Source organism: Streptomyces sp. R-74717 (genome assembly GCF_047305335.1).
GTDB lineage: Bacteria > Actinomycetota > Actinomycetes > Streptomycetales > Streptomycetaceae > Streptomyces > Streptomyces atratus.
Genome location: NZ_CP102361.1, coordinates 3,394,979 through 3,418,631, shown reverse-complemented (window position 1 = coordinate 3,418,631; position 23,653 = coordinate 3,394,979). Strand labels below are relative to the sequence as shown.

The following is a 23,653-nucleotide window of genomic DNA, read 5'->3' as shown; positions in this document are numbered from 1 at the left end:
GGTCATTTTCCCAGAGCCGCCTGCATGACGGAACGGGCGATCGGGGCCGCGCTGCCGCCGCCGCTGATGTCGGCCCGGTTCGCGGCCGCGTCCTCGACGACCACGGCGACCGCGACGGCCGGCTGCGCCGAGTCCTGCGCCTGTGCCCAGGAGATGAACCAGGCGTAGGGCCTGCCCGAGTTGTCGATGCCGTGCTGTGCGGTGCCGGTCTTGCCGCCGACCTCCACCCCGTCGATCGCGGCGTTGGACCCCGTGCCCTGCTCCACGACGTCGACCATCATCCGCCGCAGCTGCACGGCCGTCCGAGGGCTCATCGCCTGGTGGTAGGTGTGCGAGCCGTTCCGGTGGACGGTCGAGCCGCTTCTCGTGGTCGTACGGTCCACCAGATACGGGTACTTGAGGTCGCCGCCGTTCGCCACGGCCGAAGCCACCATCGCCATCTGGAGCGGTGTCGCCGTCGTGTCGAACTGCCCGATCGACGAGAGAGCCAGCTGGTCGTCGGACATCTCGGTGTCGAAGTTGCTCTTCGCCACCCCCGACGGGATCTTCAGCCCGGTGTCGTTGAAGCCGAACTTCCGCACCGCGGCCACCATGCCCTTCAGCCCGACCCGCACCCCCAGCTCCGCCATCACGGTGTTGCAGGAGACCCGGATCGCCTCGGCGAGCGAGGCGTTCTCGCAGCCTTCCGCCTCATTGGGGAGCGTGGTCGACGTACCCGGCAGAACATAGGGGGACGGGGTGTCGGTCTCGTTGTCGGGGTCGGTGACGACATCCGTGTCGAGGGCGGCCGCCGCCGTCACGATCTTGAAGGTGGAGCCCGGCGGATAGGTCTGCCGGATCGCCCGGTTGAGCATCGGCTGGCTCTTCGCCGCGTTCAGCTGCTGCCAGGCGTCGGTGACCGACGAACCGGTGCCGGAGAGCAGCCCGGGATCGTACGAAGGGGTCGAGACCAGCGCCAGGATCCTGCCGGTCGACGGCTCGACGGCGGCGACCGCGCCCCGCCGCCCGCCGAGCCCGTCGTAGGCGGCGCGCTGCATCGAGTCCTTGATGGTCGTGACGACATTGCCGCCGGGCTGCTGGCTGCGGGTGATCTCGTTCCACAGCGGGAACGGGGCGAGCATCGAGTCGGTGCCGGAGAGGATGCCGTCCTCGGCGTTCTCGATCAGGGTCGTGCCGTACGTCTGCGAGGCGTAGCCGGTCACCGGTGCGTACAGCGGGCCGTATCTGTACGTGCGCTCGTACTTGAGCTGCTCGCCGGTGTCCTCGGTGCCGGTGACGGACTTGCCGCCGACCAGGATGTTGCCGCGCGGCTGGCTGTAACGGGCGATCGTGAGGCGGCGGTTGGCGGGATTGTTGTCCAGGCTGTCGGCATCGAAAACCTGGATGCGGGCGGCGTTCAGCAGCAGCGCCACGAGCAGCAGCAGACAGAGCGCGGCGGCCCGGCGGATGTAGCGGATCACGGCCTGGCCTCCGGGGTTCGCGGCGGGTACGGGATCACGGCCCGCGAGTACGGGATCACGGCCCGCGGGTACGGGATCACAGTTCGCGGGGGCGGGGTCGCAGTGCGCGGGGACGGGATCACAGCTCGTCCTCCGCCATCGGCGCGATGACTCCGGTCTCCACCTGGTCGGGGCGGGGTCTGCGGGCCTGGTCGCTGACCCGGATCAGCAGCGCCACGATGATCCAGTTGGTGACGACGGACGAACCGCCCTGGGCGAGGAACGGCATCGCCATGCCCGTCAGCGGGATCAGTCCCATCACCCCGCCCGCGATCACGAACACCTGGAGCGCCAGGATCGAGGCGAGACCGATCGACAGCAGCCGCCCGAACGGGTCGCGCAGGGCGAGGCCGGCCCGGTAGCCGCGGGCGACGAGCAGTGCGTACAGCAGGAAGACCGCGGTCAGTCCGGTCAGGCCGAGTTCCTCGCCCGCGGTCGCCAGGATGAAGTCGGACTTGGCGGCGAAGCCGATGAGGATGGAGTGGCCGAGCCCGAGCCCGGTGCCGAGCATCCCGCCCGCGGCGAAAGCGAACAGCGACTGTGCCAGCTGGCTGGGGCCCCGGCCAGCGTCGATGGACGCGAACGGGTCGAGCCAGTCCTGGACCCGGCTGTGCACATGTGGTTCGAGGGAGCCGACGACGAACGCGCCGACGGCGGCGAGCAGCAGACCCACCGCGATCCAGCCGGTCCGGCCGGTCGCCACGTACAGCATGATCACAAAGAGGCCGAAGAAGAGCAGCGAGGTGCCCAGATCGCGTTCCAGGACCAGCACACCGACGCTGAGCAGCCAGATCGCCACGATCGGGCCGAGCACCCGGCCGGTGGGGAGCTGGAGCTTCCAGATCCTGCGGCCGGTGTGGGCGAGGGCGTTGCGGTTCGCGGCGAGATACGCGGCGAAGAACACGGCGAGCAGGATCTTGGCGAACTCGCCCGGCTGGAAGGAGAATCCGCCGACCCGGATCCAGATCTTGGCGCCGTTCACCGCGGGGAAGAAGATCGGCACGATCATCAGGACCAGGGCGGCGGCGACCGAGAGATAGGCGTACCGCTGGAGCACCCGGTGGTCGCGGAGGAAGACGACCACCCCGATGAAGAGCGCCACGCCGAGCGTGGACCAGATCAGCTGGGTGGGGGCCGCCTGGTCCTTCGGGGTCTCCAGGTCGAGCCGGTAGATCAGCACCAGGCCGAGCCCGTTGAGCAGTACGGCGATGGGCAGCAGCAGCGGATCGGCGTACGGGGCACGGAAGCGGACCGCGAGATGGGCGAGGAGGGCGAGCAGCCCGAGGCCCGCGCCGTAACCGGCCACATCGGGCGGGACCGCGTCGTTCCTGGCCAGGCCGACGGCGGCGTAGCCGTAGACGGAGATGAGGACGGCCCCGACGAGGAGCAGCAGCTCGACTCCGCGCCGCTTGGGCAGACGTAGTTCGGGCGGGGGTGCGTCCGCCGTCGTTGCGGTCATGCCACGCAACGTAGCAAGAGGTGGTGTTTATTTCCCTTATGTCATAGCGGGTATGTCCACAGACGTGTTCATGAGTGTCTGCCCGGCGGCAGGTGTCGGGCGGGTGTCCGGCTGACGCCCCCTCACTCCTCGTGATGCGGCCCGGATTCCGGCTCGTCCCGGCCTTCCGGCACCTCGTCGTCCAGCCGTACGTACTCGGGGAGCGTCAGCCGGGCCACCGCCCCGCCGTCCTCGGCGTTGGAGAAGGTGAGGTCGGCGCCGATCACCTCCGCCTGCCCGACGGCGATGGTCAGCCCGAGACCGTGTCCCTTGCCGCCGCCCTCGGTACGGAACCGCTGCGGGCCGTCGGCCAGCAGATAGTCCGGAAATCCCGGCCCGTGATCGCGTACGGTCACCACCGGTCCGTCGACCGTCAGTACCACCGGGGGGCGGCCGTGCTTGTGCGCATTGGTGATCAGATTGCCCAGCACCCGCTCCAGGCGACGCTTGTCGGTCTCGACCTGTACGCGCTCCTGCGGTCGCCCTGCGGCGGTTCTCCCGAAATGGATCCTGGTCTCCGTTCCGGATGCGCCCACCACGCGTTCGACGAGCGGCGCCAGTTCGTGGACGTCGAGATCGACCTGCTCCGTACGGGCGTCCAGCCGGGAGATCTCCAGCAGATCCTCCGTCAGCCCCCTCATCGTCCGGACCCGGTCCCGTACCAGTTCGGAGGGCCGCCCCGGCGGCAGCAGTTCGGCGGCGGCCGAGAGACCGGTCAGCGGGGTGCGGAGCTCGTGCGCCACATCGGCCGTGAACCGCTGCTCGGTCAGCAGCTTGCGCTGGAGCGTGGACGCCATCGTGTCCAGCGCACCGGCGACGATCGCCACCTCGTCCTGCGGGCGCGAAGGGTCCGCCGTGCGCGGGTCGCCGACGCGGGCGTCGAGATCGCCCGCACTGATCCGGCGGGCCACCCGGGCCGTCTGGTGCAGCCGCCGGGTCACCCGGGTGACGGCGAACGCGCCGACGAGCAGGGTGGCGCCGGTGGCCAGCAGGGAGGAGCCGACGATCGCCCCGTCGAGATTGTTGATCGTGCGGGCACTCTGGCTGTAGTCCACTTCCGTGGCCAGCGCACGGCCGTCGGCCGGAGCCGCCGCCCACATGACCGGATGCCCGTTGTGATGGGCGACGAGCGTGCCTCGGTGGCCGCCCGCGGCCAGTGCGCGCAGGGAGGCGGGCAGTCCCGGAGGGTCGATGCCGGAACCCGGCGGGAGCGGCTCGCCCGTCTCGTACGCGGCGGTGACGTCCTCCAGCCGGGACAGCGCCTGTTCGCGGGCCTGGCGGACGGTCTGATGGGTCACCTCGGTGTGGACCAGCACGCTCAGCAGCGCGGCGAGGGCGCAGCACATCACGGTGATGAAGACGGCCGACTTCCAGGTGAGCGTCGCGGTCCAGGCAGGCGCGCGCAGCCCGCGCCGCTTCGTTCCGTGCCGCCCGGCCCCGCGCCGCCTCATCGGCGCTCCGCGGAAACGCCGACGGACGGTGTGGCGGTGGGGCCGGCGGTGGTGGATCCGGTTGTCGGACCGGTGGTCGTGGGGTGCGGCTGCGGGGCCCGGGACGCGGGCATCCGCAGGATCTCGTCCCGGGTGGGCAGCATCGCGCGCTGCCTGCCGTCCCAGGACCAGGCGGTGCGGTACTCGTACCCGGTGATGGCCGACGGCACCCGCATGATCAGATCCCGCCCGGCCAGCTCGACGCTGATCACGGCGTCCGCGGTGGACAGGATCCGGGTCAGCCCGCCCGCCTCCGGCATATAGACCCGTACGGAGAGCTGGCGGCCGGGCAGTCGGACGCCGAGCACCATCTCGTCCTTGCCGTCGCCCGTCAGATCGCGGAAGTAGGGCTGCAGCACGGGACAGGAAGCCGGTTCGGTATGGCACGCGACGATGTGGCGGACTGTGTCGGCGGGGAGGCCGGCCGTGCCGCTGGACCGGTTGGGCCGGGCCTTCAGGCCCGCCTGCACCACCGCCACCGGATCCAGCCGGTGCACATCGCCGTCCGGCACCTCGATCCCTGGGATGTGTGCGGTCTCGCCCTCGCCGTAGTCGTACGGGGCGGCGGAGGCCGGCGGCAGCTCGGGCCAGAGCCGGGCGGGCCCGATGGCGGTCGGGGTCGCTCCGGCGCTCCGCAGCCCGCCGCCGGTGCCGCAGCCGCCCAGCAGCACTGCGCCGACGACGGCCCCGAGGGCCGCCGCCGTGCGGCGCTGCAGTCGGCGATGAGGACGCATGGCACCCTCCCTTCCCGTGGTCTGTGCCTCATAGACCTTATTCGGAAGGAAGTCATTTTTGTCTATTTAGTGCCGGTTGGGGCGCTGTCCGGGATGCTGCTTCAGCGCTGGTACGGGTTCTGACCCTGTCCGCCGGGCGCGTATCCCGGCTGTCCCTGTCCCTGCGCCTGCCCGAACGGATTGCCGTCCTGCGAGGCGGCATGCTGCGCCAGCACCTGTTCGGCCTGCTCCTTCGGGATCTGCTGCTCCCCGCCGCAGAACGTGCACTGCGTCGCGAACTTCGTCGAGAACGGGAACAGCGGCACGAAGAACAGCGTGAACTTCGTGACCCGCTTGCGCAGCGTGTGAGCGGCCGGGTTGCCGCACCAGCCGCAGACCATCGTCAGGATGGCCAGTTGGTACAGATAACCCCGCGTACCGAAAATGATCACGTTGTGGGTCCCTTCCCCGTATTACCCAGAAGCGCCTGACGGCAGAGCGCCAGCAGCTTTTCGTCCTCGTATGTGTCGTGGCTGCCGTATCCACCGTCCATCGCGTTGTGACGGCGTACGGAGGCGAGTTCGGCGCGCAGCACACGTGCCACATCCGACCCTGCACCAGCGACACCCGTCCGCGCCAGACATTCCGCCACCCGGACCCGGACATGACGGTTCTGCTCCCAGGCCGCCAGGAGCACCGGCACGGACTCCTCGGCCCGCCCGGACACGTCCCACAGCGCGATCGCCGCATCCACCCGCAGCCACAGCTCCTCGTGCCCGAGCAGTGCGCGCAGCCGGGGCGCCGTCACCGCCGCCCGCGTCCCGAGCCTGCCCAACGCGTTCACAGCGGAGCGCCGCTCGTGGGCCCGCTCCGCCTGCAGGCCCTCGATCAGCACCGGCAGCACGGCGTCGGCGTCCCCGTCGACCGCCCACAGGGCCTCCGCGACCTCCGTCGCCGAGGTGCTCCCGGGACGGCGCAGCAGAACACGCAGCTCCGGTACGGCACTGTGCGCCGCGGGCCCGAACGAACCGAGCGCCCGCAGCGCCGCCGTACGCAGCCACTCGCCCCGGTACTCCGGCGCACCGCGCAGCATCCGCAGCACCTCCGGCATCGCCTCGTCCGCCCGTAGCGCGGTCAGCGCCGTGAACAGCGGGCTCGCTTGGTCGTACCCCCCCTCGTGGAGACGGACCTCGCCGAGCCTGCGGCGCAGCAGAGCGGTCAGCGGGGCCGCTGCCGTCCCCAGACAGCCGATGGCGAATCCCACATCGTGCGGGACCTCGGGCCGTTCCAGCGCGGCGGCCAGCGCGGGCACGGCACGGGCATCCCCCAGCCTGGCCAGCGCCTTCACCGCGCTGCCGAGCCCCGGAGGCCCGCTCGGCCAGTCCTGAACCCAGGCGCCGGGGTCCGCCGCCACCCGAGCCGCCAGCGCATCGGCGGCGGGCGCGGCGAGCCCGAAGAGCTCCTCCAGCACATGCGCGGCGGTCTCGGCCAGCCGCGGCTCGGGGGTGGCGAGCTGCTCACCCACCAGCCGGACCAGCTCCTCGTACGAGCCGCGCCAGGCCCGGATCAGCCCGCTGCTCATCCGGAGCGCGTCGATCCGCTGCTGGTGGTCGGGGCTGCGCAGCTGATCCGTCAGCAGCGCCGTCCGCTCGGCGACCCGGTCGTCGAGCCCGACATGCAGCGTTCGCAGCAGGTCCGCCGTCCAGGGGGCGGTGCGCCCCGAAGTCTCCTCGTCGGACAGCCCCCGCAACTGCCCCACCAGGGTCACCGGCGCGGCCCGCTCCTCGACGGGCGGCTCCCCGGTCCCGGCCGCCTCCGAGTGCGCGTCGACGGCCGCGACTGCCTCGGCCGAACCGGCCTGCGCATCGACCGCGGGAGCCGCCCCAGCCCGGCGCACGGGCACCGAGCGCAGCTGCCGCAGCAGCCCCGTCACCACTCGTACGACATCGCCCGGCAGCTCATCCGGCGCGCACCGCGCCAACTGGGCCAGCGCGGCGAGCCGCAACCCCGGCGGGAAACCCTCACCGGTCAGCCGGGTCAGCCAGCCGGCCGCCTGCCCGGCCAGCGCACGATGCCGCAGAGCGACCCGCCCCGCGGCCTCGACCAGGGCGAGCCGTACCTCCTCGGCCGGCTCCACCGGCAATCGCTCCCGCAGCAGCGCGAGGACCTGAACGGGGTGGCTGTGGAGCGTGGCGAGCGCCAGAGGCGCGGAGAGCCGCGCGCCCGGGTCCTCGTCGGCCATCAGCTCGAAGAACACCCCGGCACCCGCGGTGACGGCGGTCGCCGCCATCGCGTAGTTCGCCGCGCCCTCGATCTCGTCCTCGTCGATCTCGTCCTCGTCGTCCCCGTCCAGATCGATGCCGCCGATGCTGGTGAGCAGCTCGACGATGCTGCCCCGGTCCTGAACGCCCGGATCCCCGACCAGCTCGAAGAGAAACGGAATACAGGCCAGCGTGCATGCGTACACATCACCCTGGTGGTGAACGGCCCCGTACATGCCGTCCAGCGCCGCCTCGCGCTCCGCCGGATCGGCGGACGCGAGACCCCGCAGCATCGACGGCACATCATCGGCAGGCCCGTAGGCATGCTCCATCGAGGCCCAGTCGACCTCGTCGATCCCTGCGAACACGCCATCGCCTCCCCACGCAATTCCACGAAGCAGTGTCTGCGAGGAGTCTGCACCACGGCTCGGACACTCCGCCCTCCACATGCGGTCTTTTCCTGACGGACATGACAAGATCGTCCGCTATGCGCTATGCGCTCCGGGGGCGAATTTCGGACGCGTCGACCGACCGATGAAAGCAGTCCGTCCGGCGATCGAGGACAGGACGGCGGCCACCCCGACCCGGCCCCGGACCCCCGCCCCTACCGTCTACCGTGCAGTCGGCAACCGCCCTGCCCGGTCCGGATCGATGAGCGGTTCCAGCAGATCCCCGTACCGCTTCAGCCGCGCCCCCATGTCACCGGCCAGAAAGACCAGCTTCCCCGGCGCCCGGCACTCCTCGATCTCCGCCCAGGTGACGGGCGCCGAGACGGTCGGTTCGGGCCGGGCGCGCAGCGTATAGGGCGTGGCGGTCGTCTTCGCCGCCGCGTTCTGGCTGAAGTCGACGAACACCTTCCCCGGCCGCAACGCCCGCGTCATCCGGTGCACGACCAGCTCCGCAAGCTCCTGCTCCGCCTCGACGGCCAGCCCCTTCGCGTACGCCGACACCCGATCGGCGGGGGTGGGCTCCAGAGGTACGAGCAGATGCAGCCCCTTCGACCCCGAGGTCTTCCCGTACGCGAGCAACCCGTCCGCCGCCAGCCGCTCACGCAGCCACAGTGCCACCGCGCAGCACTCCACCACGGTCGCGGGCGCACCGGGGTCCAGGTCGAACACCATCCGGTCGGCGATCCCGGGCGCGTCGGCCTGCCACTGCGGCGTGTGGAATTCCACCACCAGATTGGCCGCCCACATCAGCGAGGCCAGATCCTGCACGACCACCTGTCTGGCCTGCTGGTCCTCATGGTGCGCAACGGTGGTGGTCCGTACCCAGGACGGCGTACCCGGCGGCGGATTCTTGGTGAAGAAGCGCTGCCCGTCCGGCCCGTCGGGATAGCGCAGGAAGGACACGGGCCGGTTGCGCAGATGCGCGAGCAGGGCCCCCGCCGCGGTGGCCGCGTAGTAGTGGAGCACCTCGCCCTTGGTGGTTCCGGTGGCCGGATACAGCACCTTGTCGAGATTGCTGAGCGCCAGCCGCCGCCCCTCCACCTCTGTGATCGGCGTCATACGATAAGAATCACATGTTTCCCTGATCTATAGGTATCTATACGAACACAAGGGGTGAACAGTGCGGTCCATCTGGAACGGTGCCATCTCCTTCGGGTTGGTCAGCATCCCGATCAAGCTGGTCAACGCCACCGAGAACCATTCGGTCTCCTTCCGCCAGATCCACCTCGCCGACGGCGGCCGGATCCGATACCGGAAGGTCTGCGAGATCGACGAGCAGGAGGTCACCGCCGCCGACATCGGCAAGGCGTACGAGGACGCCGACGGATCGATGATCCCGATCACCGACGAGGACCTCAGCTCCCTCCCGCTCCCCACCGCAAAGACGATCGAGATCGTCGCCTTCGTGCCGGCCGCTTCGATCGACCCGCTCCAGATGGACGCGGCGTACTACCTCTCCGCCAACGGGGTCCCGGCGGCCAAGCCGTACACCCTGCTGCGTGAGGCGCTGAAGCGGAGCCAGAAGGTCGCCGTGGCGAAATACGCGCTGCGCGGCCGCGAACGGCTCGGCATGCTGAGGGTGGTCGACGATGTGATCGCCATGCACGGCCTGCTCTGGCCGGACGAGATCCGCAGCCCCGAGGGCGTCGCCCCACAGGCCGAGGTCACGGTCCGCGACGTCGAACTCGATCTGGCCGACGCGCTGATGGCCACCCTCGGTGAGGTCGACATGGAGTCGCTCCACGACGACTACCGCGAGGCGGTCGAGGAACTCATCGCGGCGAAGGCGGACGGCCGGACCCTGGAGCCGGCGGAGGCGGACGCCTCGGGCGGCAAGGTCATCGACCTGATCGCAGCGCTGGAGAACAGCGTCCGGGCCGCGAAGGAGGCCCGTGGCGAGGAGCCGGAGACCGCCGGGGAATCGGCAGACGCGCCCGTCGCCGAGGTCACCTCGCTCACCGGCCGCAAGAAGTCGGGCGGAACCGGAGCGAAGAAGAAGGCCACGGCGTCCACCAAGAAGACGGCCGCGAAGAAGTCGACGCCGAGCAGGGCACCCGTCAAGAAGACCGCCGCACGGTCGACGGCGAAGTCGTCCGCCAAGACGACGGCGAAGAAGACCACCGCGAAGTCGGACACGAAGCCGACGACGAAGAAGGCGGCCCCTCGCAAGCGCGCCTCGGCCTGACAGGCGCGTTTCCGCCCCCATCCGGCGTCGGCGATCGAACGGTTGAGGCCCGCTTTGGCCGCTGCCCCGTTGGGCAGGAAGCCGCCTGGCGTCTCGGGGTCGGGCTTCGGTGCGGGGGCCTTGCTCATGTTGCGGATCTTGAGGTCTTCGTGCGCGATGAAGTCGTGCTCTCGGACCGGGCCGAGCGCGGTCTTGTGTGCGTGGTCGAGCCGTTGGCGTCGCACCTTGCCGTGCAGGGTCGCGACCTTCTCCACGGCCCGCTGGTGGTTGCGGGTGCGATCCTTGGCCTTGCGGCGTGGGAACCGGGACAGTGCCCGCTGGACTGCTTGGAGCTTGGCGGCGGCCTTGAGGGCGTGGTGCGGGTTGGGGACGTGCACACCGTTGGAGTCGGTGAGGAACGCGGCTATGCCGAGGTCGATGCCGACCACGCTGCCGGTCCTGGGCAGCGGTTCGGGCTGGTTGTGCTCGGCGGTCAGCACGACGAACCACCTACGGCCCTCGCGCTTGACGCTGACGGTCTTGACCTTGCCGACCACCGCGCGGTGCTGATTGACCTTGACGTGCCCGACGCCCTGGAAACGCACTCGCGTGACCGAGTCGTGCGGGGTGGAGTCCCAGCGGCAGCCGTCGCCGTCCTTGGGGAAGTCCACCGTGTCGAACCAGTTCACGCCACGAAAGCGCGGGTAACCGGGCCTGTCCCCGGCCTTGATCCGCCGGAAGAACGCTGCAAACGCCTTGTCCAACCGGCGAAGCGTCGCCTGCTGCGAGCTGAACGACCAGCGGCCGTGGCGCTCGGAGTCGAACGCCCGGATGTCCTTCAGCTGCCCGGACTGCTGCCCGTACGTCACGCTCGTCTTCGAGGGGTGCCGGTAGGCGTCGCGGCGTTCTTGCAACGCACCGTTGTAAAGCCGGGCCGGTGACAGGGAAGGTCAGCATCGGGGGGTGCGGCAGTTGCAGGTCGTACTCCTGGGTGAGCGGGTCCCTGTCGGCCTGCAAGGCCAAGGGGAAGAGCTATCCGCATGCGACGCTGTGGCTGCCCGCGGGTGAGTACCACTTCCTGTACAGGCACCGAGGAGGTCCCTCCTCCGGCACGAGCGTCACCAGCTATGCGGACGGTTCGAAGATCCAGCCCGGGTATCGGTACACCGGCTGCACGTATGTGACCAGTTCGACCTCGCCCGGCACCGGCCCGACGGACTCGGTTCCGAACACCTGAGGGCGTATTTCCGCAGATTCTCCGTGAACTACCCCATCACCAAGGCCACTTGATCGATTCTTGGTGAATGCATGCCCCCTGCATGAGGCGTTCCTCGCCAGAGTGGCGCATTACATGTGCACATCATCCGGCACATGCTCCACACGCGAAGAACCACATCGCAGGGGGTGAACGACAGTTCCCATTTCTTTCAGTGGATATCGGTCATCCTCGGTGAATATCCTGATGTTGTGAAGCTTTCCGAGTGGGCGGCGCGCAACGGTGTGCATTACCAGACCGCGTGGACCTGGGCGAAGGAGGGCCGTATGCCGGTCCCGGTCGTCCAGACGCCGTCGGGTACGTGGCTCGTGACCGAGTCCGTCCCGCAGGCTGCGGGACGGGTCGTGGCGTACTGCCGTGTCTCGTCCGGTGACCAGAAAGCGGACCTGGAGCGCCAGGTCGCCCGGACCGTTCAAGGCGCAACGTCCCAGGGTCTCGCGGTCGCTGACGTGGTGACGGAGGTCGGCTCCGGCTTGAACGGGCGCCGTCTCAAGCTGCACCGGCTGCTCGCCGACCCGGGTGTGGGGACGATCGTGGTCGAGCACCGTGACCGCCTCGCCCGGTTCGGAGTCGAGCACCTGGAGGCCGCCCTCTCGGCCTCGGGGCGGCGCCTGCTCGTCCTTGACCCGGCGGAGACCGCCGACGATCTCGTACGGGATATCACCGAGGTCCTGACCTCGATGTGCGCACGCCTGTACGGCCGGCGCTCCGCGAGGAACCGCGCCGCGCAGGCAGTCGCCGTTGCCACCGGCTCGGAGGTGGCCGGATGAAGAAGTTCAAGTCCCGGCCCGGTTTCACCGTCCTCGCGCACAAGCTCGCGCTGGACCCGAACGCCACGGCCAGCCGCCACCTGCACTCGCACGCAGGTGCCGCGAGGGCAGCGTACAACTGGGCGGTCGCGTACATCACCGCCGCGTGGTGGCAGCGCAAGGCCGAGCAGTCCTACGGCATTCCCGAGGACGAGCTGACACCGTGGCGGTCATGGTCACTGCCCTCGCTGCGCAAGGCGTTCAACGAGGACAAACGCACCAACCCGCGTTTCGCCGACTGGTGGGGGGAGAACTCCAAGGAGGCATACAACACCGGTCTGGCAGGCGCGTCGGCGGCGTTCGACAACTACGCGAAGTCGAAGAGCGGTAAGCGCAAGGGCCCAAGGATGGGCATCCCCCGCTTCAAGCCGAAGCGGAAAGCGTCCCTGACCTGCCGGTTCACCACCGGAACGATCCGTATCGAACCTGACGGCAGGCACATCACCCTGCCCAGAATCGGCACCATCCGCCTCCACGAACACCGGGCCGACCTGCGTGCCCTCGCCGACGCGGGAAACATGCGGATCCTGTCCGCGACGATGCGTCTGGACCGGGGCCGCTGGTTCGTGTCGTTACAGGTCGAGGAGAAGCGTCAGCTGGTGAAGGTCGCTCGCCCGGACGCGGCGGTCGGTATCGACCTCGGCATCAAAACCCTCGCCGTCCTCGCGGACAGCGACGGTGTCCTCGCTACGGAACCCAACCCACGCCACCTCGACCGCGCGCAGAAGCAGCTGCGCCGCGCCAGTCGTGTCGTCTCGCGCCGCCAGGGCCCCGACCGGCGCACCGGGCAGCAGGCATCGAAGCGGTGGGAGCAGGCGAACCAGGCGCGGAACAAGGTGCACCACCGGGTCACGAACCTCCGCGAGGACACCCTCCACAAGATGACGACCCGCCTCGCCTCCGAGTACGGCACGATCGTTGTCGAAGACCTCAACGTTGCCGGCATGGGCCGCAACCGGCGCCTGTCCCGCCGCGTCGCGGACGCCGCGTTCGGCGAGATCCGACGCCAGCTCACCTACAAGACCCGCCGGCACGGCACACGACTCGTCGTCGCCGACCGCTGGTTCCCCTCCTCGAAGACCTGCTCCCGCTGCGGTGCGGTGAAAGCCAAACTGCCCCTCAGCATGCGCGTCTTCGAGTGCGACAACTGCGGCCTCGTCATCGACCGGGACGCAAACGCCGGACACAACCTGGTCGCCCTCGCGACCCGCACCACAGGTACCGGAGTGGCCGGAGACCTGGACTCCGCCAAGGCGGAGTCGAAGCCCCGTGGAGCCGACCACAAGACCCGCACCACCCGCCCGCGCCGCAAGGCCGGGACGGGGCGGGCAGGTGGCACAATCCCCAGCCCTCGGGCCGGGAAGGAAACGGGAGACCGCCAACAAGCCACCAGGGCACAACTCGTGCTCTGGTGGCCCGTTACGGACCATTCCGGTGGAAACACCGGGATTGCTGAAATCACTTGATGATCAATGCAACGGTTACATGAGAACCAGCCGCGCGAGAAGTCGCGCCGCGCTGAGCATGGCAGCGACACTGCCGCTGCTTGCCGGTGCGCTCGCCCTCGGGATACCGAACGCCAGCGCGGACTCCGCGCCGAGCGGGCGGGACGCGCTGCGGGGAACCAAGCCTGTCTGGGCGACCGCCAAGGCCGACCAGGGGGCCACGTCCGACAGCAACAAGGTCAGCGTCCGGGTCCATCTGGCCGGACGGGACGCGAAGGGGCTGGCCGCCTACGCCGCTGCCGTGTCCGACCCGCAGTCCGCTTCGTACGGGAAGTACCTGAGCGCCGAACAGGCGCAGGCCCGGTTCGGGGCCACTCAGCAGCAGATCGACCAGGTCAGCCAGTGGCTGAAGTCGAACGGGCTGACCGTCACCGGCGCTAACCGGCACTACGTCTCGGCCACCGGTGATGTGGCCACCGCCGAGAAGGCGTTCGGCACCCAGCTGCACAACTACCGCAAGGGCAGCCGGACCTACCGCGCCCCGGCCTCCACCGCTTCCGTGCCCGCCGGGCTGAGCGATGCCGTTCTCGCCGTCTCCGGCCTGGACAACGCGCCGCACAAGTCGAGCCACGACGAGACGCTGCCGCCGCCGGACGCGGTGTTCCGCAACTCCGGCCCCTTCTCCTCGTACTACGGCTCGAAGACCGCGTCGACGCTGCCGAGCGCCTACGGGTCCCAGGTGCCGTACGCGGTCAAGGGCTACACCGGCAAGCAGCTGCGCGCCGCGTACGGTGCGGGCGACTGGACCGGCAAGGGCGTCACCGTCGCGATCACTGACGCGTACGCCTCGCCGACCATCGCGAAGGACGCCGCCGAGTACGCCAGGCGCAACGGCGACGCCCCGTACCGTCGCGGGCAGCTCAGCCAGGTACTGCCGGCCGACTACACGAAGACCGAAGAGTGCGGGGCCTCCGGCTGGTACGGCGAGGAGACCCTCGACGTCGAGGCCGTGCACGCGGTCGCGCCCGCCGCCGACATCGTGTACGTGGGTGGCGCCTCCTGCTACGACGCCGATCTGCTGGACTCGCTGAACAAGGTCGTCGACCACCGGCTCGCGGACATCGTGTCCAACTCCTGGGGCGACATCGAGGCCAACGAGACCCCGGACGTCGCGGCCGCGTACGACCAGGTCTTCAAGATGGGCGCGATCGAGGGCATCGGCTTCTACTTCTCGTCCGGCGACGACGGCGACAACGTCGCGTCCACGGGCACGAAGCAGATCGACGTCCCGTCCAACTCCGCCTGGGTGACGTCGGTCGGCGGCACCGCACTGGCCGTCGGCAAGAACGACACGTACCAGTGGGAGACCGGCTGGGGCACGCTGAAGGCGAGCCTCGCCGACGACGGCAAGATCTGGACCGGCTTCCCGGGCGCGTACACCTCCGGCGCGGGCGGCGGCACCAGCTCGTCCGTGAAGCAGCCGTTCTACCAGCGCGGAGTCGTCCCGGACTCGCTCGCGCAGGCGAACGGGAAGAAGCGGATGCGCACGGCCCCGGACATCGCGGCCGTCGCCGACCCGAACACCGGCTTCCTGGTCGGCCAGACCCAGACGCTGCCCGACGGATCGCTCGGCTACGACGAGTACCGCATCGGTGGTACGTCGCTGGCCGCGCCGGTCATCGCCGGTGTCCAGGCGCTCGCGCAGCAGGCCCGGCACGGTCTGCCGATCGGTTTCGCCAACCCGGCGATCTACGCCCGGTACGGCTCGAAGGCGTACCACGACGTCACCGACCACCCGCTGGGCCCGAACCGTGACCTCGCGGTGGCCCGGGTCGACTTCGCCAACGGCTTCGACGCGGCGGACGGCGTACTGACGTCGGTGCGCAGCCTCGGCAAGGACGCCTCGCTCAACGCGGTCAAGGGGTACGACGACGTGACGGGCGTCGGGACTCCGGCGGCCGGTTACGTGAACTCGTACCGCCGGCACTGACGGACGAGCTAGATGTCCTGACTGCCCCGGGACTACGGCCCGGCTGCGGGCGGAGAACGCACCCACTGAGGATGTCTTCGCCGAGCTGGCACGATACGCAGAAATCTATGACCGCATCGACAAGCACCCGCTCAACGGCAGCGAGGGCAGGTTCCTGTACCGGCTGAAGGTCATGCAGACCTCCACTCCCATGCCCTTGCTTCTGTTCCTCTACGGCCTGGGCGACGACGTACTGCCGCCTCTGCGACGTCGGCGCGCCATCCGCGCCATGGACAGTTACCTCGTCCGCCGGGCAATCCTCAATCTCAGCAACCGCGACTACAACCACGTCTTCCGCGACCTTGTCGCAGCCGCATCCAAGCAGCCGGAAACCGCTGACGAAGCGGTCATCACAGCGCTGTCGGGGATGCAGGGCCACCATCGTCAGTGGCCCACCGACATCGACTTCAGGACCGTTCTGGAGCAGGACCCGCTTTACACGCGCCTCTACAGGCATCGGGTACGGATCCTGCTGGAGGCCCTGGAAGATGCGCTGCGCACCGACCACACCGAGCAGCTCACCGTGCCGGTCGGCGCGGATCTCGGATCCAAGCTGACGATCGAGCACGTCATGCCACAGAGCTGGCGCGACAACTGGCCGCCGCTGGAAGACGATCCCGACGAGGGTTCCGGTCGTGACGAGCTGGTCCATTCGCTCGGCAATTTGACGTTGGTGACCGCCCGCCTCAACCCCACGCTGGGAAACATGGCATGGGACGACAAGCGGAAATGGCTCGGTGAGCACAGCCTCCTCCGGCTCACTCACGGCACATTGCTCAACCCCCCAGCGGGGGCCGACATCAGCGCTTTCGGCGACTGGAGCTCCTCGTGGGACGAGCACCGGATCCACGCCCGAGGGGCTCACCTCGCCTCCTTGGCTGTGGGGATCTGGCCGTCGGAGGCGGATCTCCGGGCCATCCCGGTGCTCGATCCCTCAGAGGGGGCATGAGCGGGTGGCCTCGGCGGAGGGGTATCTCCGGCCCGTCAGAGGGAGTGCTCGACCGCTGCCGCCGGAAGAAGATGCGCGGGCGTCACGACGTCGTGGCCGGCCGGGCTGGTCCGTCGCAACGCCAACCAGGCATAGCGAGAAGCCCCGTCGTTCGGGACGGGGAGGAGTCACGAGGTTTCTTTGACCGAAGTACCGGGGCCGGTCACCGTACAAGGCCGAGGTGCCCTGCAGTCGCGTCCCCTGTACAAGAGCACGCTCGGCCCCTTGCGGTTCCCCGGTACGACCCCGGACCGGCGGAGGCACGAAGGCACGAAAGACCGACCGGCCGCCGGTCGCAGTGGACCGCGCCTATGCTCACTGGATGGAGCAGAGCGAAGTGGTGAAGCGTGTCGTGGGAATCCTCACGGAGGCGGGCGAGATCCGCCGGCTCCTCGAAGAGAACGTGGACCGCGACGATGTGGAAACCGATCCGAGCGTGGTGACCGCGCTCCTGAACGAGACGATGCCCCGGATCACGATCCCCGAGGACGCCTCGATCGAAGAGGTCGCGGTCCTTGTCGGTCGGGAGGTGGGCGGCGCGGTGGAGCAGCTGGTCGGCGCGTTCACCCTGGCCTTTGCGATGCTGGCCCAGGTGCACGACTCCGGGCAGACGGACGTGACCTCCGCCGACGTGCTGCAGGACCTGGCACTGCGAGCGGAGCAGCTCGGTTCCGGCGGTTCGGAGGACATGGGTCCGTAGACCGCACGGCCCGAGCCGACCGGCAGTCGCTCGTCCGTCGCATCGGACTGAGGTATGCCGTCCTCCGTGCCCACAGGTGTTCGTGCGGCTGGAGGGTCACAGGCCGCGCTGGTCGAGGAGCCGCATGAGATTCCGCTTGCGCTTGTGGGCGGCTCGCAGGGCAGCGACGTACGACATGAACTCGTCCTCGGTGCCCAGGCGACGGTGGCAGTCGCGGACGCTCAACAGCAGGCTGGTCAGCTGCTCGTAGATCGTGTTGCCGGTCTGCTTTGTGAGAGGTTCGGCCAGGCGCAGGTAGACGCGGAGCGCGTCGGAGGGACGAGAGGCGCGTGCCTGGTCGGCGAGGGCGAGCCACTGCCGGTCGTGGGCGCCGGTCTCGGCCGCGGCCTGCCAGGCGGTGGCGATGTCTTCGTCGTCGAGCAGGGCGTCGATCAGGACAGGCCTGCCGTACCAGGACTGCTGCCGCTGTTGCGCATCGGCCCGCAGCAGCGCGAGAGCTCGCTCGCGTTCTGCCTGCCAACAGCCGGCTGCCTGCGCCGCCGTACGCAGCTGCTGGTATGAGGTCAGGGAACGGCGGGCTGCGAGGGTGTCGCGGCGCAGGTCGACGGCGTCGGAGAGTCGATCCGCGCGGGTGTGACGGTCGCAGAGGTAGTCCACCAGGGCGATGTCGGGAGTGACGGGGCCGGACGCTTCCTCGATGCCGCGCTCCGCCCACCGGAGGGACTCGTCGGGACGGCCCGCGGTGTCCAGTTCGCGGGCGATGACCAGGTGGGTGCTGCCGTCGGGTGCGAGGTCTGCCGAGTGAACGGCGATCACGGTGTCCACATCATTGCCCGCCCTGGCCAGCCGCTCCATCAGGTACTTCTCCGCCCACCCGGTGCGGTTGCCGCGCCACGCCTCGACAGCCAGCTGCCGTACGGTGACCATGCCTTGCTCTCCGAGGACATCCGCGTAGTCGAGCGGGTCGATGTCCGTCAGGCCGTCCAGGTCACTGAGCACATGCCGGACGAGCCACCGCCCGGTCTCGTCCGGGTCCGGACGAGCCGTGCGGCACGCGTCGAGATGGGCTTCGGCGAGAGCGGCCCCGACCTCGCTCAGCTGCCCGTCGGAGTCGTCGATGCCGTCCTGCACCTCGCTCAGCAGCCGCATCGCCTCTCGCGACAGGTGGATCGCGTCCTCGGCCCGCCCGGTGGAGGCCAGCGCGGTGATCGCGGACACCGCCTGCGCGGCTTGTTCGCCATACGCGCGGGCATCGGCGTACTCGACGTATCCGTACCGCGCGAAGGGGGTGATATCGAGGAGTTCACGGATCCGGGTACGGACCTCGGCCAGGTCTCCGCGGGCGCTGGCCGCCCGCAGTTCCAGGCGGCGGCGTACCTGCCGGTCCTCGGCGATCTGTTCCCGGACAAGGGCGAGGAGTTCGTCCCTGGAGAGCCCGGCCAGCCACACGTCCAGCTTCTGCGCACGACTCCGGGCTCGGCTGCGCTGCCGCGGCAGTTCAGCCCCCTCGGCGAGCGCGGTCAGGCCGAGTGCGACCAGGTGCTTGCAGAAGTTGCCTTCCACGCCGTACGGGCAGTCGCACTCCCCACCCAGCCTGCCGGGTCCGCCGAGGGTCAACTCCACCGCGTACGCGTCCGTCCCATGAACCGTGGCCGTGATCCAGCCGTCGCCCACTTCCATGGCGGTCACCGCATCCACGTATCCCTGGCCTCGCTCGAAGGAGCGCGGACCGGCCAGCGCGCGCAGGTCGTTCTCGTCGAATCCCGTATTCCGTGCCACACGGTCATTCAACCGGAGGGCGGGAGCATCGCTCTGCGGCGTTCAGGAATCTCACTTTCGGGGACCCGGAGCCGCGCCCCACACTTGCGGAAGCGTCGTTCACTGCTGCTCGCTGCGGCCCGGCCCCGACCGTTACGGCTGCACGGGGCAATCAGGCGTGGTGGGCGCCGCGCCGACGCGATCAGGAATCGATGTCCAGCGCTCTATGGACCGGGGCTCGCCGGAGGCGGCGTCACGGCCGGTTCGATGGTCGACCGGACATAGATCCGAGTGGTGCCGGGCCCGAATTCGTGCGCGAACAGGTCGATGCAACGCCGGAGGTACTTGCCTTCAGGGGACTCGAGGTCATCGGGGCAAAGGCTGGTCTTCTGCAGTCCTTGAACGATCGTCTCCGGCTCGGCCAGCCCAAGATGGGCGAAAGCGGCAGCAGGCCGGTAATCCTTCTTCTCGGGATGGAAGTTTCCGATCATCTTGGTGCCCTTCCGGACAAGCCGACCCGTGTACGCTTCCGCCTCCTCGCTGGGTAGAACGAAGGACAGCAACCCCGTGTCGTAGCGCTGCCCGACCTTGTAGCCCGCACGCCGGTCCGATGCCGCCTCCGGGATACGGATGCCCATCTGCCCGCTCATCCAGACTGGGGTGGCCCCGTCCTCCCAGCAGCAGTTCATCTCCTGGTCCGACTGGTCCGACGACACATCGTCAGCGACGCAGGCAGCTACGCCGATCGCAGCGGCGACACACGTGACGAACACCAGAATGATGACGACGGCGACCGGCAGCCGCCGGTGAGGCGTGGGCTGCTCGTCGGCAGCGTTCTTGCTGGAGCTGTTCAGCGGGTGGATTTCTATCGCCCTTCTCGCTGCTCGCGGCCGGGGTCTGTGCGGTCGCCCTCGCGCCCGATCCTGCGCCGTCATCAGGTGGCCCGGCTCGCATTCTGCGACCCGCTGACCGGACAGTCCATCCGGGCCGAGCGCCGCAGCCGTGCCGGCGTCGTCGCCCTCGCTCCCTCGCGCCAGGAAGGGAAGCCGAGTCGTCACGCAACGGTGCCGTAATCGACCTGTCCGTCCGACCCCCGACGTCGGAAGCTCGCGGAACGGCTGGACCGTGGGCCGGTGGTTCAGGGCTGCTGGCCCACCCCTGGGCCTCACCTGCGGCGATGCTCCAAGGTTCCGTCCACTGCTCGTCCACGGACCCCGACATGCAGCCGCTCCGGGCGGCATCCGCCTGCGCATACGCGAAGACCCCGGCCTCAGCGTTTCCGCTGGTGACGGGGTCTTTAGGCACTTCAACCGAAGTGCCCTCGGCAGGATTCGAACCTGCGCACACGGCTCCGGAGGCCGATGCTCTATCCCCTGAGCTACGAGGGCGTATCGCTGTGGTGCTCGGCGACGGGTGAAACACTACCAGCTTCCGCAGGGTGTCCGTGAACAGGTATTTCCGCGCTGTCGGAGGCGGCGGTACGGGCCGCGCAGCGGGGCCGTAGGGGTGGTCCCGGGTACATCCGGCCATCCCCTGCGCCACTCGTCCGGGGCCGGAAATAGGCAAAACCCGGACGCAGCCCCTACGCCCCGCCTACTCTCGGAGTGTGTCAGGGGCTTGTGGCCGCGTGCTTGTTGTCGACGACAACAAGGTCATCCGGCAGTTGATCAGGGTCAATCTTGAGCTTGAGGGCTTCGAGGTCGTGACCGCGGCCGATGGTGTCGAGTGTCTGGATCTGGTGCATCAGGTCTGTCCCGACGTGATCACGCTCGATGTCGTCATGCCCCGGCTGGACGGTCTGCAGACCGCCACCAGATTGCGCTCCGATCCACGGACCAGACATCTGCCGGTGGCGGTCATCAGTGCGTGTACACCGTACGAGGTGGACAGCGGGGTCGCCGCAGGCGTCGATGCGTTCCTGGCGAAGCCCTTCGAGCCGAGCGAGCTGGTGCGGCTCGTACGGCAGTTGACGGACAGGGGGGACCCGCCGTCGGTCGACGGCAGACACGGTGCCGGGAGGGCGGAGAGCGCCGCGGGGTGACCGCATGGCGAAACCGGGTCGCGGGGCGCCCCTCTTTCTCCCATACGCTTGTCCTGTGACCCCCGCCGATCTCTCCAGGACCGTGCTGCACGCCGTGCGCCGCGCGGTCGACGAGGACGCCTTGCGTGCGCCCGTGCCCGCGCGCGTGCGGGTGGAGCGGACACGGCCGGGCGGGCGTGGGGACTACGCCACTGCCGTCGCCCTCCAGCTGGCCGGGCCCGCCGCGCTGCCGGCCAGGGAAGTGGCCGAGATCCTTCGGGAGCGGGTGCAGGGGGCGCCGGGGATCGGTGGTGTCGAGGTCACCGGGCCCGGGTTCCTGAACTTCACCCTGGACGGTGACGACGGCCTGGCCGCCCTTGTCCGCGCCATTGAGGCGCGCGGTACCGAGTACGGGCACGGGGACGCCCTCGTCGGCGTCACGGCCTCTTTCGTACCCGTCGACGAGCTGCGCGCCCTCGTCGTCACCGGGGCCGTCGAGCGGCTGCTCCGGTCCCAGGGGGCGGAAGTCGGGGCGCGGGCGGCCGACGGGGAGGCGCTGCATGTGGTGCCCGTGCCCGCCGCGGACCGCGATCTCTTCGCATGGCTCGGGAGCGACGCCGCGCGCTGGGCACTGCTGCGGGCCGCCCCGCACGACCGGGCCCGGTACACAGGCAGCGATGAGCTCCTCGTACAGCAGGAAAGCAATCCGTTGTTCCGGGTGCGGTACGCGTACGCCCGGACCAGGGCCCTGAGCCGGAACGCTCAGCAGCTCGGGTTCCGTGCCGCCTACGAGGAGAGTGTGGACGCGCCCGCGCTCGGTGCACTCCTCGCCGACCATCCCGGTGTGCTCGCCGCCGCCGCCCGCCACCGTGAGCCCGACCGGCTCGCCCGGCAGCTGGAAGCGGTCGCGCAGGCCTTCTTCGACTTCCACGACGGCGCCGCCCCGCTCCCCGTCGGTGACGAGAAACCCTCGGCCGCCCACCGCTCCCGGCTCGCCCTTGCCGAAGCCGCCGGGACGGTGCTGGCAGGCGGCCTGTCCCTGCTCGGCATCAGCGCACCCGAAGTCCTCTGAGAGACCCGAGAGAGCAGAGCAACACGATGAGCCGATCCGCACACCCCGCCGGGCCCCGTCACGCCGATGTCATGACGGAGGGGCACTACACGGCCCCGCCCGCCGATCTCAACGTCCTGGACGAGAAGGTCTGGGCCCGTACCGTGGCCCGCAACGAGGACGGTGCGGTCACCGTCGGCGGGATCGAAGTGACGCGACTGGCCGAGGAGTTCGGCACCCCCGCCTACTTCCTCGACGAGAGCGACTTCCGGGCCCGCTGCCGGGCCTGGGCCGACGCCTTCGGACCGGGCGCCGATGTGTTCTACGCCGGGAAGGCGTTCCTGTCGCGGGCGATCGTGCGCTGGCTCAAGGAAGAGGGGCTCAACCTCGACGTCTGCTCCGGGGGAGAGCTGACCTGCGCACTGGACGCCGGGATGCCCGCCGAGCGCATCGCCTTCCACGGCAACAACAAGACCGTCGCGGAGATCGAGAGGGCGGTCACCGCAGGCGTCGGGCGGATCGTGCTCGACTCCTTCCAGGAGATCGCCCGGGTCGCGCACATCGCGCAGGGGCTCGGCAAGCGGCAGCGCGTACAGATCCGGGTGACCGTCGGCGTCGAGGCGCACACCCACGAGTTCATCGCCACCGCACACGAGGACCAGAAGTTCGGGATCGCGCTGGCCGGGGGACAGGCCGCCGAGGCGGTGCGCCGGGCGCTCACCCTCGACGGGCTCGAACTCATCGGCATCCACTCGCACATCGGCTCGCAGATCTTCGACATGGCCGGCTTCGAGGTCTCCGCCCGGCGCGTGGTGCAGCTGCTCGCCGAGGTGCGCGACGAGCACGGCATCGAGCTGCCCGAGATCGACCTGGGCGGCGGGCTGGGCATCGCCTACACCTCCGAGGACGACCCGCGCGAGCCGCACGAGATCGCGAAGGCGCTCGGCGACATCGTCACCCGTGAGTGCGAGGCGGCCGGGCTCGCCACCCCGCGGATCTCCGTCGAGCCGGGGCGCGCCATCGTCGGCCCCACCGCGTTCACGCTGTACGAGGTCGGCACCATCAAGCCCCTGGAGGGGCTGCGCACGTACGTCAGCGTCGACGGCGGCATGTCGGACAACATCCGCACAGCGCTCTACGACGCCGAGTACAGCGTCGCGCTCGTCTCGCGCACCTCCGACGCCGAGCCGATGCTCGTGCGCGTCGTCGGCAAGCACTGCGAGAGCGGCGACATCGTGGTCAAGGACGCGTTCCTGCCGTCCGACCTGGCGCCCGGCGATCTGATCGCCGTGCCCGCCACCGGTGCGTACTGCCGCTCCATGGCGAGCAACTACAACCATGCCCTGCGCCCGCCCGTCGTCGCCGTGTGCGACGGGGAGGCGCGAGTGATCGTCCGGCGCGAGACAGAGGAAGATCTCCTGCGTCTCGATGTCGGCTGATGAAATAGATGTCTCAGGATCCGGACGAGTGGCAGAAACTCCCGTCCGGTGAGTGAGACTGGTC

The 23,653-nt window shown here is 69.7% G+C and carries 19 protein-coding genes, 1 tRNA gene and 1 pseudogene; 10 read left to right on the top strand and 11 right to left on the bottom strand.

What is annotated here, in order from left to right; all coding sequences use genetic code 11:
- Positions 1–2: 2 nt before the first annotated feature.
- From NRF20_RS15305 to ligD, 7 genes are all read right to left on the bottom strand, one after another.
- Positions 3–1,460: a peptidoglycan D,D-transpeptidase FtsI family protein gene (locus NRF20_RS15305; protein WP_398631079.1), complete on the bottom strand. Its 1,458-nt coding sequence runs from the start codon at positions 1,458–1,460 to the stop codon at positions 3–5.
- Positions 1,461–1,578: 118 nt separating this feature from the next.
- Positions 1,579–2,958 (bottom strand): FtsW/RodA/SpoVE family cell cycle protein, encoded by a 1,380-nt coding sequence (locus NRF20_RS15300; protein WP_413752747.1) that lies wholly within the window; start codon positions 2,956–2,958, stop codon positions 1,579–1,581.
- 122 nt (positions 2,959–3,080) lie between these two features.
- Complete coding sequence (locus NRF20_RS15295; RefSeq protein ID WP_413752746.1) at positions 3,081–4,448, bottom strand: ATP-binding protein; 1,368 nt, start codon at positions 4,446–4,448, stop codon at positions 3,081–3,083.
- The gene (locus tag NRF20_RS15290) at positions 4,445–5,221 is read right to left on the bottom strand and encodes a hypothetical protein (RefSeq protein ID WP_398631076.1); all 777 of its coding nucleotides are present in this window, start codon (positions 5,219–5,221) and stop codon (positions 4,445–4,447) included. The genes NRF20_RS15295 and NRF20_RS15290 overlap by 4 nt, the downstream gene beginning before the upstream one ends.
- Before the next feature lie 101 nt (positions 5,222–5,322).
- Positions 5,323–5,652 carry a zinc-ribbon domain-containing protein gene (locus NRF20_RS15285; RefSeq protein ID WP_413752745.1) on the bottom strand — a complete coding sequence of 110 codons (330 nt, stop codon included), beginning with the start codon at positions 5,650–5,652 and terminating at the stop codon, positions 5,323–5,325.
- Positions 5,649–7,829: a HEAT repeat domain-containing protein gene (locus tag NRF20_RS15280; protein WP_413752744.1), complete on the bottom strand. Its 2,181-nt coding sequence runs from the start codon at positions 7,827–7,829 to the stop codon at positions 5,649–5,651. The genes NRF20_RS15285 and NRF20_RS15280 overlap by 4 nt, the downstream gene beginning before the upstream one ends.
- A gap of 243 nt (positions 7,830–8,072) precedes the next feature.
- Complete coding sequence (gene ligD / locus NRF20_RS15275; RefSeq protein WP_398631073.1) at positions 8,073–8,969, bottom strand: non-homologous end-joining DNA ligase; 897 nt, start codon at positions 8,967–8,969, stop codon at positions 8,073–8,075.
- Between the two features lie 61 nt (positions 8,970–9,030).
- On the opposite strand from ligD, the gene NRF20_RS15270 reads away from it, so the two are divergent.
- On the top strand, positions 9,031–10,095 hold the full coding sequence (locus NRF20_RS15270; protein ID WP_413752743.1) for a Ku protein: 1,065 nt from the start codon (positions 9,031–9,033) through the stop codon (positions 10,093–10,095).
- 14 nt (positions 10,096–10,109) lie between these two features.
- Here NRF20_RS15270 and NRF20_RS15265 read toward each other — a convergent pair.
- Positions 10,110–11,003 (bottom strand): annotated as a pseudogene (locus NRF20_RS15265) (RNA-guided endonuclease InsQ/TnpB family protein); the annotation flags it as partial.
- Between the two features lie 62 nt (positions 11,004–11,065).
- Between NRF20_RS15265 and NRF20_RS15260 the strand changes: the two are divergent.
- From NRF20_RS15260 to NRF20_RS15235, 6 genes are all read left to right on the top strand, one after another.
- A complete protein-coding gene (locus tag NRF20_RS15260; RefSeq protein ID WP_266357959.1) occupies positions 11,066–11,311 on the top strand; it encodes a hypothetical protein in 246 nt (81 codons plus the stop codon).
- Positions 11,312–11,541: 230 nt separating this feature from the next.
- Positions 11,542–12,120 carry an IS607 family transposase gene (locus NRF20_RS15255; protein WP_413752742.1) on the top strand — a complete coding sequence of 193 codons (579 nt, stop codon included), beginning with the start codon at positions 11,542–11,544 and terminating at the stop codon, positions 12,118–12,120.
- Positions 12,117–13,625: an IS607 family element RNA-guided endonuclease TnpB gene (gene tnpB, locus NRF20_RS15250; protein ID WP_413752741.1), complete on the top strand. Its 1,509-nt coding sequence runs from the start codon at positions 12,117–12,119 to the stop codon at positions 13,623–13,625. Before NRF20_RS15255 ends, tnpB begins: the two co-directional genes overlap by 4 nt.
- 19 nt (positions 13,626–13,644) lie before the next feature.
- Complete coding sequence (locus tag NRF20_RS15245; protein WP_413752740.1) at positions 13,645–15,594, top strand: protease pro-enzyme activation domain-containing protein; 1,950 nt, start codon at positions 13,645–13,647, stop codon at positions 15,592–15,594.
- Between the two features lie 268 nt (positions 15,595–15,862).
- The gene (locus tag NRF20_RS15240) at positions 15,863–16,582 is read left to right on the top strand and encodes an HNH endonuclease family protein (protein WP_413752739.1); all 720 of its coding nucleotides are present in this window, start codon (positions 15,863–15,865) and stop codon (positions 16,580–16,582) included.
- Between the two features lie 361 nt (positions 16,583–16,943).
- Positions 16,944–17,321 (top strand): hypothetical protein, encoded by a 378-nt coding sequence (locus NRF20_RS15235; RefSeq protein ID WP_413752738.1) that lies wholly within the window; start codon positions 16,944–16,946, stop codon positions 17,319–17,321.
- Positions 17,322–17,417: 96 nt separating this feature from the next.
- On the opposite strand, the gene NRF20_RS15230 is transcribed toward NRF20_RS15235, so the two are convergent.
- The 3 genes from NRF20_RS15230 to NRF20_RS15220 all read right to left on the bottom strand — a co-directional run bounded on the left by NRF20_RS15230 (position 17,418) and on the right by NRF20_RS15220 (position 20,467).
- Positions 17,418–19,001 carry an SWIM zinc finger family protein gene (locus NRF20_RS15230; protein ID WP_413754562.1) on the bottom strand — a complete coding sequence of 528 codons (1,584 nt, stop codon included), beginning with the start codon at positions 18,999–19,001 and terminating at the stop codon, positions 17,418–17,420.
- A gap of 302 nt (positions 19,002–19,303) precedes the next feature.
- A complete protein-coding gene (locus tag NRF20_RS15225) occupies positions 19,304–20,014 on the bottom strand; it encodes a hypothetical protein (RefSeq protein ID WP_413752737.1) in 711 nt (236 codons plus the stop codon).
- A gap of 381 nt (positions 20,015–20,395) precedes the next feature.
- Positions 20,396–20,467, bottom strand: a tRNA-Arg gene (locus tag NRF20_RS15220).
- 218 nt (positions 20,468–20,685) lie between these two features.
- Between NRF20_RS15220 and NRF20_RS15215 the strand changes: the two genes are divergently transcribed.
- From NRF20_RS15215 to lysA, 3 genes are read left to right on the top strand one after another with little or no spacing between them, the layout of a single operon-like run.
- Positions 20,686–21,120: a response regulator gene (locus NRF20_RS15215; RefSeq protein ID WP_398633700.1), complete on the top strand. Its 435-nt coding sequence runs from the start codon at positions 20,686–20,688 to the stop codon at positions 21,118–21,120.
- A 55-nt stretch (positions 21,121–21,175) separates the two neighbouring features.
- Positions 21,176–22,171, top strand: a complete 996-nt coding sequence (gene nrtL, locus NRF20_RS15210; protein ID WP_413752736.1) for an ArgS-related anticodon-binding protein NrtL — start codon at positions 21,176–21,178, stop codon at positions 22,169–22,171.
- Between the two features lie 26 nt (positions 22,172–22,197).
- Positions 22,198–23,589, top strand: coding sequence for a diaminopimelate decarboxylase (lysA, locus tag NRF20_RS15205; protein WP_413752735.1), 1,392 nt, complete (start codon positions 22,198–22,200; stop codon positions 23,587–23,589).
- Positions 23,590–23,653: the final 64 nt, after the last annotated feature.

What these genes read in the sequence shown, in the direction of transcription:
- NRF20_RS15300 (WP_413752747.1), bottom strand. Translation starts at nt 2,958, where the DNA reads ATGACCGCAACGACGGCGGACGCACCCCCGCCCGAACTACGTCTGCCC.
- NRF20_RS15295 (WP_413752746.1), bottom strand. Translation starts at nt 4,448, where the DNA reads ATGAGGCGGCGCGGGGCCGGGCGGCACGGAACGAAGCGGCGCGGGCTG.
- NRF20_RS15290 (WP_398631076.1), bottom strand. Translation starts at nt 5,221, where the DNA reads ATGCGTCCTCATCGCCGACTGCAGCGCCGCACGGCGGCGGCCCTCGGG.
- ligD (WP_398631073.1), bottom strand. Translation starts at nt 8,969, where the DNA reads ATGACGCCGATCACAGAGGTGGAGGGGCGGCGGCTGGCGCTCAGCAAT.
- tnpB (WP_413752741.1), top strand. Translation starts at nt 12,117, where the DNA reads ATGAAGAAGTTCAAGTCCCGGCCCGGTTTCACCGTCCTCGCGCACAAG.
- NRF20_RS15245 (WP_413752740.1), top strand. Translation starts at nt 13,645, where the DNA reads ATGAGAACCAGCCGCGCGAGAAGTCGCGCCGCGCTGAGCATGGCAGCG.
- NRF20_RS15240 (WP_413752739.1), top strand. Translation starts at nt 15,863, where the DNA reads ATGGACAGTTACCTCGTCCGCCGGGCAATCCTCAATCTCAGCAACCGC.
- NRF20_RS15235 (WP_413752738.1), top strand. Translation starts at nt 16,944, where the DNA reads ATGGAGCAGAGCGAAGTGGTGAAGCGTGTCGTGGGAATCCTCACGGAG.
- NRF20_RS15230 (WP_413754562.1), bottom strand. Translation starts at nt 19,001, where the DNA reads ATGGAAGTGGGCGACGGCTGGATCACGGCCACGGTTCATGGGACGGAC.
- NRF20_RS15225 (WP_413752737.1), bottom strand. Translation starts at nt 20,014, where the DNA reads ATGACGGCGCAGGATCGGGCGCGAGGGCGACCGCACAGACCCCGGCCG.
- lysA (WP_413752735.1), top strand. Translation starts at nt 22,198, where the DNA reads ATGAGCCGATCCGCACACCCCGCCGGGCCCCGTCACGCCGATGTCATG.